This is a genomic window from Streptomyces sparsus (assembly GCF_054776295.1).
In genome coordinates this window covers 1-12,592 of record NZ_BAAHCA010000059.1, presented here as the reverse complement: position 1 = coordinate 12,592, position 12,592 = coordinate 1, and the positions used below count along the sequence as shown (strand labels likewise).

The window sequence follows — 12,592 nt, the reverse complement described above, 5'->3', positions numbered from 1 at the left end:
GTGGCGGTGGGCGGCGCGGGGCTCAGTCGGCCTCGGGTGCGGGAGCCGGGCCGGTCGGCGCCGGAGGGACGTCGGTGGGACGGAGCACGTCCGCCGGGTCCAGCACCTCCACCGGCTCGAACGCCTCCGCGGGCTCGAACGCCTCCGGGGTCTGGTCGACGTCCGACGGGTCGGGCGCGCCCGACCCGTACTCCCCCGCAGCCGGGCCGTCCACGTAGCGCAGCACACCCCACATGCTGCTCGGCCCGCTCTCGTCGGGGCCCGGGCCGACGCAGTCGGTCAGCTGCTTGCGCAGGCCGTCGCCGTCCAGGCCGGTCCCGATCAGCACCAGGTTCGTCTCCGGCCGCTCGCCGGGCGGCCACGGCTCCGGGTGGAACCGCAGGAAGCCCCCGACCGCGTGCACCGTCCAGCGCCGCGCCGCGCCGTCCGCGCCGAAGTGCACGAAGCCCTTGATCCGGTACAGGCCCTCGGGCCGGGCGTCGAGGAAGTCCAGGAACCGGCGCGGACTGAGCGGCTCCGCGCAGCTGAACTCCACGCTGCGGTAGCCGTCGTGCAGGTGCCCGTGCTCGTCACCCGGGCCGCAGGACGCGTCCGCGCGACCGGCTTCGGCAGGGCCATCGGCCTCCTCCTCGATGCGCAGGTCCTCGAACGACAGCTGCCGCACTCCCGAGGCCCGCTCCCGTTCCCCGGCCGCGTCCCGGTCGAACAGCAGCTCGGGATCCACCCGCCCGTGCTCCGCCGTCACCACCGGAGTACCCCGGCCGAGGCGTCCCAGCGTCTCCAGCAGGCCCGCCAGTCGCGGGCCGTCGACCCGGTCGGTCTTGTTCAGCACCACCAGGTCCGCCGCGGCCACGTGCCGGTCCAGTTCCGGGTGCCGGGCCCGTACCGCGTCGAACTCCGCCGCGTCCACCACCTCGACCAGGCCGCCGTAGAGGATGCGCCGGTCCGTGCTGGCGAGCACCATGCGGATCAGCGTCTCCGGCTCGGCGAGCCCGCTCGCCTCGATCACGATGAGGTCGATGCCCGCGACGGGCTGCGCCAACGTGCCGAGCACCTCGTCGAGGTCCTCGGTGTCCACCGCGCAGCACAGGCAGCCGTCCCCGAGCGAGACCATCGAGTCGACCTGCCCGGCGACCGTCAGCGCGTCGATCTCGATGCTGCCGAAGTCGTTGACCACGGCCCCGATCCGGACGCCCCCGCGGTTGCGCAACAGGTGGTTGAGCAGCGTGGTCTTCCCCGAGCCCAGGAAGCCCGCAAGCACGACAACCGGAATACGACGGGCGACCACGGCACTGCCTCCAGGGGTTCGGGAAGGCCTCTGATCCTAACGGCGGTTAGGCTCACCTATGTGAGTACGTGCACGATCGCCTCCAGGGAACTCGACGAGCCGCTCGCGGCGACCGCCGCGACCGCCCGCACCTGGCTGCTGATCGAACAGCCCGGGCCCTGGGGAGCGGACGCGCTGCTGCACAGCCGCCTTGACCCCGCGCTCGGAGCAGCCCTGGCGGAGCGCTCGGCCGGCACCGGGGTGCGGGTCGCGCTGATCCGCCGGCCCGGCCCGCACGCGGACCGTGGCAGCGCGGGCGTCCGGCGGGTCTTCGCCGCGCACACCGAGCCGGGCCGCTCCTGGATCCGCAGCACCCGCCTGGACACCCTGACGGAGCTGGCGGACCTGGACCTCACCGCGCTGGGCGACGGACGCCACAACGGCCTCTGGGAGCCGCACCGGGGCGACCCGCTGGCGCTGGTGTGCACCAACGGGAAACGCGACCGCTGCTGCGCGCTGCTGGGACGCCCGCTGGCCGCCGAGCTGGCGGCCTCCGGCGACGCCGACGTGTGGGAGGTGACGCACATCGGCGGGCACCGCTTCTCCCCGACGCTGGTGGTGCTCCCCCACGGTTACGCCTACGGCAGGGCCGACGCCCCACTGGTCAAGGAGGTCCTGACCGCGGTGCGCGACGGCCGGGTGGTCACCGACCACTGCCGCGGCCGATCCTGCTGGGAACGCCCCGGGCAGGCCGCGGAACTGGCGGTGCGGGAGCTGACGGGCGACGGAGACGCGGACGCGCTGTCCGTCACCGGCACCGAGACGCACGGTGACGCCTGGGCGGTCACGGTGGCCCACCGGGACGGCCGGTCCTGGCGCGTCAACGTGATCGCCGCGCCGGACCGGCCGCCGATCGCCGCGAGCTGCGGAGCCGCGCTGAGCCGTCAGCCGCACATGGAGGTCACCGCCCTCACCGGGCCGGAGCAGGCCGCCGGCCGCGGCACCACGGTCGTCTGAGCACCGCCCCCGCGTGGCCTTTCCCCGTGCGGAACGGGTCGGCACGCAGGCGGCACGGCATGACCCGCCCTCATCCCCTCAGAGGGGGCACTCGAAGCCCGCCTTCGCAGCCGTGACGACCGGCCTGGGTCGGGCGGGACTGTCAGACCGCTCCCGCGCCGGTCAGCGCACGGACCTCCGTCTCGGCGTGCCGGGCCGGGTCCGAGCGCTCGTCGTCGGTCACGGTGCCGAACCAGCCGGCGAGGAAGCCCAGCGGAATGGAGACCACACCGGGGTTCTGGAGCGGGAAATACGCGAAGTCGAGATGCGGGAAGAGTGCCTCCGGGCTGCCGGAGACCACCGGCGACAGCACCACGAGGGCCAGCGCGGGCACCAGACCGCCGTACACCGCCCAGAGTGCGCCCCGGGTGGTGAACCGGCGCCAGAACAGGGTGTACAGCAGCACAGGCAGGTTCGCCGAGGCGGCCACCGCGAACGCCAGACCGACCAGGAACGCCACGTTGAGGTTCTGCGCGAGCAGGCCCAGGCCGATGGCGATCGCCCCGATGACGACCGCCGACCCACGGGCCACCGCGACCTCACTGCCGCCGGCGCTCCCCCGGCCTGTGTCGGTGTCGGTGTCGGCTCCCGTTGTGCCACGCGAGCGGCGCAGCGGGGCGTACAGGTCGTGTGCGATGGCCGCGGAGGAGGCCAGCGTGATGCCGGCGACCACGGCGAGAATGGTGGCGAAGGCGATCGCCGCCACCACCGCGAACAGCACCGTGCCGCCCGTGGTGCCGACGCCGCCGCCCAGGAACCTCGCCAGCAGCGGCACCGCGGTGTTGCCGGCCGCGTTGTCCGCCCGCACCGCGTCCGGACCGAGCAGCGCGGCGGCGCCGAAGCCCAGCACGATGGTCATCAGGTAGAAGCTGCCGATCAGACCGATCGCCCAGATCACCGAGCGGCGGGCGGCCCGAGCCGTCGGCACGGTGTAGAAGCGGGCCAGGATGTGCGGCAGCCCGGCCGTGCCCAGGACGAGGGCGAGACCGAGACTGATGAAGTCCAGTCGCGAGAGCAGGCTCTCGCCGAAAAGCAGGCCGGGAGCGAGAAAGTCCGTGCCGTGCCCGCTGCGTTCGGCGGCACCGGTGAGCAACGCGCCGGGCTCGCCGCCGAAGCGCAGCAGGACGAGCACGGTGAGCGAGATGGCGCCGCCCATCAGCAGCACCGCCTTGACGATCTGGATCCAGGTGGTGGCCCGCATACCGCCGCACGACACGTAGACCACCATGAGGGCGCCGACCCCGATCACCGTCCAGGTGCGCGCGTCGGTACCGGTGTCACCGAGCAGCAGGGCGACGAGCGTGCCGGCACCGACCATCTGGGCGACCAGGTACAGCACCGAGACGATGACGGAGGCGGTGCCGGACGCCACCCGGACGGGACGTTGGCGCAGCCGGGCGGCGAGTACGTCCGCGAGCGTGAACCGCCCGCAGTTGCGGACCAGTTCCGCCACCAGCAGCAGCACCACGAGCCAGGCGACGAGGAAACCCACGGCGTAGACCATGCCGTCGTAGCCGTAGAGCGCGATCAGGCCGGAGATGCCGAGAAAGGAGGCGGCGGACATGTAGTCGCCGGAGATCGCGAACCCGTTCTCCATCGGGGAGAACAGCCGCCCGCCCGCGTAGAACTCCTCCGGCGAGCCCTGGCGGCGGCGACCGGCCCAGGTGGTGATCACCAGCGTGACCGCGACGAACGCGCTGAACAGGACCAGGGCCAGCGCCTGGTGGCTGATGATCACCGCTGCGCCTCCCTGGTGCGCAGCTGGGTCTCCCAGCGGAGGTCGAGAGCCGCCCGGTCGCGGCGGTGGCCGGCGTTCCAGGCGTAGGCCCAGGTGATCAGCGCGGTGCTGAGGAACTGGCCGAGCCCGGCCAGCAGCCCGACGTTGACCGGGCCGCCGGCCACCGGCCGGGCCATCAGCTCGGGCGCGGCGGTGGCCGCGATCACGTAGGCGAGGTACCAGCCCAGGAAGAGGACGGCCGCCGGGAAGACGAACCGCCGGTGCCTGCGGCGGACCTCCTCGAAGGCGCCGCTGCGGTGCACGGCGAGGTAGACCGCGTCATGGGTCCACTCGGGCGGTGGCACGACAGGAGTGGCCGAGCCGGGCGCAGGAGCGTTACTGCGCCCGGCTTCGGCGCTCTCCGGCCCGCCGGGCGGCCGGGGCTCCCCCCACTGAGACCCCAGGGCGTCGTACCAGGGGTCCTCGTACCGCACCGCGCCACGGTCACCGGCACCGTCGTGCTGTGTCACCCGAACTCTCCTCGCTCCGCGGCCTCACCCGCTGTGCGGGCGTACGGCCGGGTCCAAGGATGGGGGCAGAACACGGGCCCCACAGCCCGGATGTCGCGACCTTCACCCCATCAGGTGACGGCAGCGACCGGAGCGGTCAGATGTCGATCCGGGAGCGGTCAAGAGTGGCCGCGGAGGTGGTGATGAACTCCTTGCGGGGGGCGACCTCGTTGCCCATCAGGAGGTCGAACGCCTTCTCCGCGGCGTCGAGATCGCTGATGTTGATCCGCCGCAGCGTGCGGTGGCGGGGGTCCATCGTCGTCTCGGCGAGCTGGTCGGCGTCCATCTCGCCCAGGCCCTTGTAGCGCTGGATGGAGTCCTTGAACCGGACGTTGCGGCGCTGGAGTTCCAGCAGTTGCTGCCGCAGCTCGCTGTCGGAGTAGGTGTAGATGTACTTCTCCTGGCCCTTCTTCGGGTTGATCAACTCGATGCGGTGCAGCGGCGGCACCGCGGAGAAGACCCGGCCCTGCTCGACCATCGGCCGCATGTAGCGCTGGAACAGCGTCAGCAGCAGGCAGCGGATGTGGGCGCCGTCGACGTCCGCGTCGGCGAGGAAGATGACCTTGCCGTAGCGCGCCTGGTCGATGTCGAAGGTCCGGCCGGATCCGGCTCCTATGACCTGGATGATCGCCCCGCACTCGGCGTTCTTCAGCATGTCCGAGATCGAGGACTTCTGGACGTTGAGGATCTTGCCGCGGATCGGCAGCAGCGCCTGGAACTCGGAGTTGCGGGCCAGCTTGGCGGTACCGAGCGCCGAGTCGCCCTCGACGATGAACAGCTCGCTGCGCTCGACCTCGTCGCTGCGGCAGTCGGCGAGCTTGGCGGGCAGCGAGGACGACTCCAGCGCCGTCTTGCGCCGCTGCGCCTCCTTGTGCTGTCGAGCCGCGATGCGGGTACGGGCGGCGGCCACCGCCTTCTCCAGCACGGCTCGGGCCTGCTGCTTGGCGTCCCGCCTGGTGGAGGTCAGGAAGGCCTTGAGCTCCTTCGCCACCACCTGGGCCACGATCCGGGACGCGGCGGAGGTGCCGAGCACCTCCTTCGTCTGGCCCTCGAACTGCGGCTCGGCCAGCCGGACCGTCACCACCGCGGTGAGGCCCTCCAGGGCGTCGTCCTTGACGACGTCGTCCTCGGCCACCCGCAGCAGCTTCGCCGCGCGCAGCGCCTCGTTGACCGTCTTCGTCACCGAGCGTTCGAAGCCGGTCATGTGGGTGCCGCCCTTGGGGGTGGCGATGATGTTGACGAAGGACCTGACCGTGGTGTCGTAGCCGGTGCCCCAGCGCAGGGCCACGTCGACGCCCAACTCCCTGGTGACCTCGGTGGGGATCATGTGCCCGCGGTCGTCGAGCACCGGCACCGTCTCCTTGAACGAGCCCTGCCCCTGGAGGCGCAGCACGTCGCAGATGGCCCGGTCCTGGGCCAGGTACTCGCAGAACTCGCTGATCCCGCCGTCGTACCGGAAGACCTCCTCGGTCGCCTTGTCACTCTCCACCAAGCGCTCGTCGCGCACGGTGATCGTCAACCCCGGTACCAGGAAGGCGGTCTGGCGGGCCCGCGAGTACAGGTGGTCGAGGGAGAGCTTGGCGTCCTTGAGGAAGATCTGCCGGTCCGCCCAGTAGCGCACCCTGGTGCCGGTGCGGTTCTTCGGGATGCGCTTGCCCTTGAGCAGGCCGGTGGTGGGATCGAAGGGGGCGTCCGGGCCGGACTCGGTGAAGATGCCGGGCACACCCCGGCGGAAGCTGATCGCGTGCGTGCGGCTGTTGCGGTCGACCTCGACGTCCAGCCGCGCGGAGAGGGCGTTGACCACGGAGGCGCCGACGCCGTGCAGACCGCCGGAGGCGGCGTAGGAGCCGCCGCCGAACTTGCCGCCGGCGTGCAGCTTCGTCATCACGACCTCGATGCCGGACAGCCCCGTCTTGGGCTCGACGTCGACCGGGATGCCGCGGCCGTTGTCCCGCACCTCCACCGAGCCGTCCTCGTGCAGGCACACCTCGATGTGGTCGCAGTGGCCGCCCAGGGCTTCGTCGACGGAGTTGTCGATGATCTCCCAGAGGCAGTGCATGAGTCCGCGGCTGTCCGTGGAGCCGATGTACATACCGGGTCGCTTGCGCACCGCCTCCAGCCCCTCGAGGACCAGCAGGTGCCGCGCGGTGTAGTTGGAGCCGTCACGGTCCGCTCCGGACAGCAGCGCAGTGGACGACGGCACAGACGACTCGGCGGTCACGCGGTTCGCTCCTCGCTGAATTTCCATGGGGGTGGCTGGCTTGCCGGTGAGAGGGTACCCAGGCCAAGTAAGGCTGGTGGGACGCCACCCGGGGGTAAACCTATGCTAGACCAGCGTCGTGCAGACGTTCGATAACTCTTAAGGGTGACGTGTACATCACGTTCCCTTCGGGGCATGAACCATTTAGGCTCCGGGCACGTCCTCATCAACGAACCGGCAGAACTGGTTCGACGGACCACAACCGGGCAACCGGACAACAAGCGCAAGACGTACAGATCCCTAGCAGCTCAGCAATACGGCTCTTTCGCCGCCAACCGGCAGCATTCGGCCATCTCCAAGAGAAAAAGTTCGAGAGAAAGTTCTCGAGCGGGAACGTTTTCGGCCTGGTTGGATGTTGACCCTGGTACGACAGCTCGTCGAGCTAGAGAAGAGGCGACGTGACTACTGTTCTGACACCCGCGAGCCCGCTGACGGCCGCTGACCGCTGCGACCGCTGCGGCGCCCAGGCCTACCTGCGCGTCGTACTGGCCACCGGTGGTGAGCTGCTCTTCTGCGCGCACCACGGCCGCAAGTTCGAGCCAGAACTCAAGAAGATCGCCGCGGAAATACAGGATGAGACGGAGCGTCTCACCGCCGCCCCGGTGACCGCCGAGGATGAGCGCTGACCGACGCTTCACATCCACCCCGACCGACGAGCTCGGACCGGCCCAGGGCCGGAAGGCGAAGGGCGGCCAACCCCTCAAGGGGTCGGCCGCCCTTCGTCGTACCCGCACGGTCCGCACCACGAGGCCTGGCAGGCGCCCGCACGGACCGGCCACCGCTCCGGCGGGCGCCGCTCAGCCGTTCTCCGCAACCAGGTCCCGCATCGCTGAGATACGCGTGTACACGCCCGGCCTCCCGGCCTGTCCGCAGCCGGACCCCCAGGAGACCAGGCCCACGAGACGCCCACGGGCCACCAGCGGCCCACCGCTGTCCCCCTGGCACGCGTCCCGCCCACCTTGCGGCAGGCCCGCACAGACCATCGTGCGGGCCCTGAAGGCCCCTCCCGGGCCGCCCGGGTAGGCGTCGGCGCAGTAGTCGTCGCTCATCATGGCCACGTCCGCCGAGCGGAGCCGGACGGCGTAGCTCCCGTCCCCCCGGGTGTCGCCCCAGCCCAGCACCGTCGCCGCCGTGCCCGGCCGGTACGCCGGGTCACCGGGCTCCGCCATCGGGACGACCCAGCCCGCCGGCAGGTCGTCGGCCAACCGCAGCACGGCCAGGTCACCGGCGTTGGTCCGGGTGTCGTAGCCGGGATTGACCCAGGTGCGAAGCACCGGTACCTCCACGCCACCGCCGCCGGTGAGGTCGTCGCGGCCCGCGATCACGCGGAGGTCCCTCAGCCTGCCGGCAGTCGTGCCCAGTACGTCCTGGGCGAAGCAGTGCGCTGCGGTGACCACCGTGCGCGGCCCCACCAGGGCTCCTCCGCAGAACTGGCCGGAGCGGGACGCGCCGAACCGGTCGGGACTGGCCACGGCCACCGTCCACGGATGGTCCGCCGCCCTGGCCGGGGCCCCACCGATGATCCGGGTCTCCACGGCGGCACCGGCCGGCAGCAGTACGGCGACGGACAACAACAGCACGGATGCGCCCAGTAGCAGGCGCGTAGAGAAACGCATCCCCCTTGTCTACCGCACGTGACGGACGCATGACTCGTGGTACTCACGGACGTCACCTCCCGTGGACGGAAAGTGACGACCCGTCTCGCACTGACGCGCGATCAACCGGCGTCGTCCGTCGCACGCCGACGTACCCGCCCGGCGCACAACCGTGGGCCGGCACCCCCTGGGGGTGCCGGCCCACGGAGAGCACTGCCGAGTGATCAGTCCAGGTAGTCGCGGAGCACCTGGGAACGCGACGGGTGCCGCAGCTTGGACATGGTCTTCGACTCGATCTGCCGGATGCGCTCACGCGTCACCCCGTAGACCTTGCCGATCTCGTCGAGCGTCTTCGGCTGGCCGTCGGTCAGCCCGAAGCGCATCGAGACGACACCCGCCTCCCGCTCGCTGAGCGTGTCCAGCACCGAGTGCAGCTGCTCCTGGAGCAGGGTGAAGCTGACCGCGTCGGCGGGGACCACGGCCTCGGAGTCCTCGATGAGGTCACCGAACTCGCTGTCGCCGTCCTCACCCAGGGGCGTGTGCAGGGAAATCGGCTCCCGGCCGTACTTCTGGACCTCGACGACCTTCTCGGGGGTCATGTCGAGTTCCTTGGCCAGCTCCTCCGGGGTGGGCTCGCGACCCAGGTCCTGGAGCATCTGACGCTGCACGCGGGCCAGCTTGTTGATGACCTCGACCATGTGCACCGGGATGCGGATGGTGCGGGCCTGGTCGGCCATGGCGCGCGTGATGGCCTGCCGGATCCACCACGTCGCGTACGTGGAGAACTTGTAACCCTTGGTGTAGTCGAACTTCTCGACCGCGCGGATGAGGCCGAGGTTGCCCTCCTGGATCAGGTCCAGGAAGAGCATGCCGCGACCGGTGTAGCGCTTGGCGAGGGAGACCACGAGTCGGAGGTTGGCCTCCAGCAGGTGGTTCTTCGCCCGGCGGCCGTCCTCGGCGATGATCTCCAGCTCACGCTTCAGCTTGGGAGCCAGCTTGTCGGCGCCGGCCAGCTTGTCCTCCGCGAACAGTCCGGCCTCGATGCGCTTGGCGAGCTCGACCTCCTGCTCCGCGTTGAGCAGCGGGACCTTGCCGATCTGCTTGAGGTAGTCCTTGACCGGGTCGGCGGTGGCGCCCGCGGCGGCGACCTGCTGGGCCGGAGCGTCGTCCTCGTCGTCGTCGGAGAGGACGAACCCCTCGTTCTCCGTCTTGCCCTCGACCGCGGGCCCGTCCGCGCCGGGCTTGCCGCCCTTGCCCGGGGCCTCCTCGACAGCTTCCTCGTCACCCTCCAGCAGCTCGTCGACCACGTTCTTCTTGGCGGTGGTCTTCTTCGCGGCCGTCTTCTTGGTGGTGGTCTTCTTCGCCGCGACCTTCTTGGCGGTGACCTTCTTCGCCGCGACCTTCCTGGCAGGCGCGTCGGCCGACTCGGTGTCGTCGCCGGGAACCTGCTCCGACTCCGCCGACGGCTCGGCCACCGACTTCTTGGCCGGGACCGCCTTGGTGGCGGTACGCCGAGCCGGGGCCTTCGCTGCGACGCTCTTGCGGGTGCGCTTGGGCGCCTCGGCGGCACTCACCATCAGCGTCACACCCTCCTCGTCGAGGATCTGGTTGAGGCTGCGCAGGACGTTCTTCCACTGCGTCGGCGGAATCTGGTCGGCCTCGAAGGCTCGACGCACATCGTCGCCGGCGATCTGCCCATCAGCCTTTCCCCGCTCGATGAGCGCCATCACGGACTCGGACTCGGCGATCTCCGCGGGGAGCGTACGGGATGTGCTGGCCGACACGAACAACCTCTCGGAACGATGGAAACGGCTACGGTTCCGTCCACGGAGGACTGTTGGAACCTGCGAGCGCCGACGGGGATGGTGCGGCGACTCGGGCGGTGCGGTACAGAGGGCGGTACAGCGTTGTGGATCTCGGCTGTACTCCCTCTGCGGCAGCCACCTCTTGAGTCATCGTGCTTCTCGTCGAAGCGTTACGCCCAATTCACGTGTCCCGAGTCACACGATCCATGCGCGGTTTCCGGACGAACTTGGACTTTGCGGATATTCCTTCCGGAATCTCCCGGTCTATCCGGCCCCGCCGGGCCCCGCCGCGAGGCGGGACGACGGCGGAGTCAGCAGCCGACGCCGGAGCGACCGGCGGTTCAGTGCTCGCGAGGTGCCGGCACCACGTGCTCGGCGGCCGCGGGGGCCCCCGGTGCCACCGGCGCTTCGGGCTGGACCGAGAGCAACTGGCGCATCGCGGTCTCCGCGGCGGCGGCCTCCCCCGCCCCGAGGGCGTCCACGATGCGCTGGTGATGGGCCACCGAGACCTCCGTCGGGCGCTCGCAGCCGGTGACCGGCCCGCCGGACACGTGCAGCGCGGAGCAGACGATGCCCGACAGGTGCTCCAGCATCCGGTTGCCGGCGGCCTGCAGCAGCAGACCGTGGAACTCGGCGTCCGCACGGGAGAACGTCAGACCGTCCCCCTGGGTGAGCGCGTGCCCCATGATCTCCACCATGTCGCGGAGGCGCTGCTGGAGTTCCTCCCGCCCGTGCCCGGCCGCAAGACGCGCCGCGAGCGGTTCGATCGTCCAGCGCAGTTCGCACAGTTCGCGCCGCTGGTTGTCACGCTGCGGGCCGAAGGCGCGCCATTCGATGATGTCGGGGTCGAGCAGGTTCCAGTCACTGACCGGGCGGACCCGGGTGCCGACGTTGGGACGCGCACTGACGAGGCCCTTGGCCTCCAGCACGCGCAGCGACTCGCGGACGACGGTACGGGAGACCTCGAAGCGCTGCCCGATCTCCTCCGGAACCAGGGGGCGGTCCGCACCGAGATCACCGGAGACGATCATCTGACCGAGCTGCTGGACCAGCTGGCCGTGCAGCCCGCGCCCGCGACTGGCCGCCGGGCGGCGGCCGACGCGGGACATGTCTGCGTCACCCCCCTCCCAGCCGGGGGTGTTGGCGGACGGGCGCGAGGAGCCAGGAGCGTCCGCGTAGGTGTATCGGTCCAGCTCCCCGGAGCCGGCGAGGCCGGAGTCGGAGGTGCGGGCCGCGGTCATCATGGAGTGCGCAAGGGTAGTCACGCCTCCTTTGTCGGCGGTGTTCGGCGCAGCCTTGAGGGCTTTGGTGAAAAGCACACGAAAGGGTGATCGTCGACGGGTATGCCATTGACGCCATTTTCGGAAGAAATCGACCTCTCTTCGTCAGATGAACGCCAGTTGGGGAGCGCGGCGGCAACGGCGGGCCCGCGGCGCGAGGCCCTGAGACCTACGACGCTCAGCCGGCCCGGGTCCGCAACGCCGTGAAGGTGTAGGCGGCGAACAGCACCAGCAAGGACAACACCAGGGCACCGCCCACCGGTTGGGAAAGCACCCGGGCGAGCGCGGCGGCACTCTCACCGACTCCCGACGGCCACGAGGCGAGCAGCGTCGACTCCAGCCGGCCGGGCAACGCCTCGACGACGCGGCCGGTCGGACCGTCCAGCAGCCTGCCGATCCCCGGTGTGATGAGCAGCGGAACGGCGAGGAACCCGACGATCCCGGTGGCGGTCGAACGAAACACCGCGGCAGCCAGCAGACCCGCCCAGGCACAACCGGCCGCCAGCGCCGCCGTGCCGGCGAAATGCAGCGGCCACTGGCCGGACAGCACCAGCGAGTCGGCCCCGTACAGCGCGGTGACCATCGCCGCGTTGAGCACGGTGGAGGCCAGGCACAGCGCCACGGCCAGCCCGGCGGCGACGGTCAGCTTCGCGACCAGCAGCCCCAACCGCCGTGGGACGGGTACCTGGGCGGGGGCCAGCGCCGGGTAGCGGAACTCCTGACCGAAGGAGAGCGCGCCCAGCAGGCCGGCTGCGGCGGCCAGCGGCGGCAGCGGCACGTCCAGCGGCCAGCCGGCGAGTACCCGCGGCATCGGGGTACCCGCTTGGAAGCCGAGCACCGCGGCCACCACCAGGCCGGCGACAAGCGCGATCCCACCGGTCACCCAGCTCGATCGCACGCCCGTCAGTCGGCGCAGCTCGTAGCGGAGCGGCCAACTCGGCCCGGGAGCGGGCACGGCGACCAGCCGCGGTGGCAGTCCACCGCCGGCACGGACCCGACGGGCAGCAGCCGGGGGCCGGACGCCTGCCGCGGTGGCAGGTACA

9 protein-coding genes and 1 pseudogene are annotated in these 12,592 nt (G+C 71.0%); 2 read left to right on the top strand and 8 right to left on the bottom strand.

Translation table 11 applies throughout. The annotated features are described in order from the left end of the window. Positions 1–22: 22 nt before the first annotated feature. Positions 23–1,288: a CobW family GTP-binding protein gene (locus tag ACYVE9_RS06180; RefSeq protein ID WP_461026698.1), complete on the bottom strand. Its 1,266-nt coding sequence runs from the start codon at positions 1,286–1,288 to the stop codon at positions 23–25. A 60-nt stretch (positions 1,289–1,348) separates the two neighbouring features. On the opposite strand from ACYVE9_RS06180, the gene ACYVE9_RS06175 reads away from it, so the two are divergent. Next, positions 1,349–2,284 (top strand): sucrase ferredoxin, encoded by a 936-nt coding sequence (locus tag ACYVE9_RS06175; protein ID WP_461026697.1) that lies wholly within the window; start codon positions 1,349–1,351, stop codon positions 2,282–2,284. A 142-nt stretch (positions 2,285–2,426) separates the two neighbouring features. Here ACYVE9_RS06175 and ACYVE9_RS06170 read toward each other — a convergent pair whose 3' ends face one another. The 3 genes from ACYVE9_RS06170 to ACYVE9_RS06160 all read right to left on the bottom strand — a co-directional run bounded on the left by ACYVE9_RS06170 (position 2,427) and on the right by ACYVE9_RS06160 (position 6,830). Beyond that, positions 2,427–4,061 carry a solute symporter family protein gene (locus tag ACYVE9_RS06170; protein WP_461026696.1) on the bottom strand — a complete coding sequence of 545 codons (1,635 nt, stop codon included), beginning with the start codon at positions 4,059–4,061 and terminating at the stop codon, positions 2,427–2,429. Further along, on the bottom strand, positions 4,058–4,570 hold the full coding sequence (locus tag ACYVE9_RS06165) for a DUF485 domain-containing protein (protein ID WP_461026695.1): 513 nt from the start codon (positions 4,568–4,570) through the stop codon (positions 4,058–4,060). The genes ACYVE9_RS06170 and ACYVE9_RS06165 overlap by 4 nt, the downstream gene beginning before the upstream one ends. A gap of 136 nt (positions 4,571–4,706) precedes the next feature. Continuing rightward, positions 4,707–6,830 (bottom strand): DNA gyrase/topoisomerase IV subunit B, encoded by a 2,124-nt coding sequence (locus tag ACYVE9_RS06160; RefSeq protein ID WP_461026694.1) that lies wholly within the window; start codon positions 6,828–6,830, stop codon positions 4,707–4,709. A 437-nt stretch (positions 6,831–7,267) separates the two neighbouring features. On the opposite strand from ACYVE9_RS06160, the gene ACYVE9_RS06155 reads away from it, so the two are divergent. Further along, a complete protein-coding gene (locus ACYVE9_RS06155; RefSeq protein WP_461026693.1) occupies positions 7,268–7,495 on the top strand; it encodes a DUF7455 domain-containing protein in 228 nt (75 codons plus the stop codon). A 171-nt stretch (positions 7,496–7,666) separates the two neighbouring features. Here the strand turns inward: ACYVE9_RS06155 and ACYVE9_RS06150 are convergent, their stop codons facing one another. The 4 genes and pseudogenes from ACYVE9_RS06150 to ACYVE9_RS06135 all read right to left on the bottom strand — a co-directional run. Beyond that, positions 7,667–8,485 carry a S1 family peptidase gene (locus ACYVE9_RS06150; protein WP_461026692.1) on the bottom strand — a complete coding sequence of 273 codons (819 nt, stop codon included), beginning with the start codon at positions 8,483–8,485 and terminating at the stop codon, positions 7,667–7,669. 203 nt (positions 8,486–8,688) lie between these two features. After that, a complete protein-coding gene (locus ACYVE9_RS06145) occupies positions 8,689–10,248 on the bottom strand; it encodes an RNA polymerase sigma factor (protein WP_461026691.1) in 1,560 nt (519 codons plus the stop codon). A 362-nt stretch (positions 10,249–10,610) separates the two neighbouring features. Beyond that, complete coding sequence (locus ACYVE9_RS06140; protein ID WP_461026690.1) at positions 10,611–11,588, bottom strand: FadR/GntR family transcriptional regulator; 978 nt, start codon at positions 11,586–11,588, stop codon at positions 10,611–10,613. Positions 11,589–11,727: 139 nt separating this feature from the next. Then, positions 11,728–12,592: pseudogene (locus ACYVE9_RS06135) on the bottom strand (ABC transporter ATP-binding protein); the annotation flags it as partial.

Excerpts from the sequence above, each read along its gene's own strand:
- ACYVE9_RS06150 (WP_461026692.1), bottom strand. The coding sequence starts at position 8,485 with ATGCGTTTCTCTACGCGCCTGCTACTGGGCGCATCCGTGCTGTTGTTG.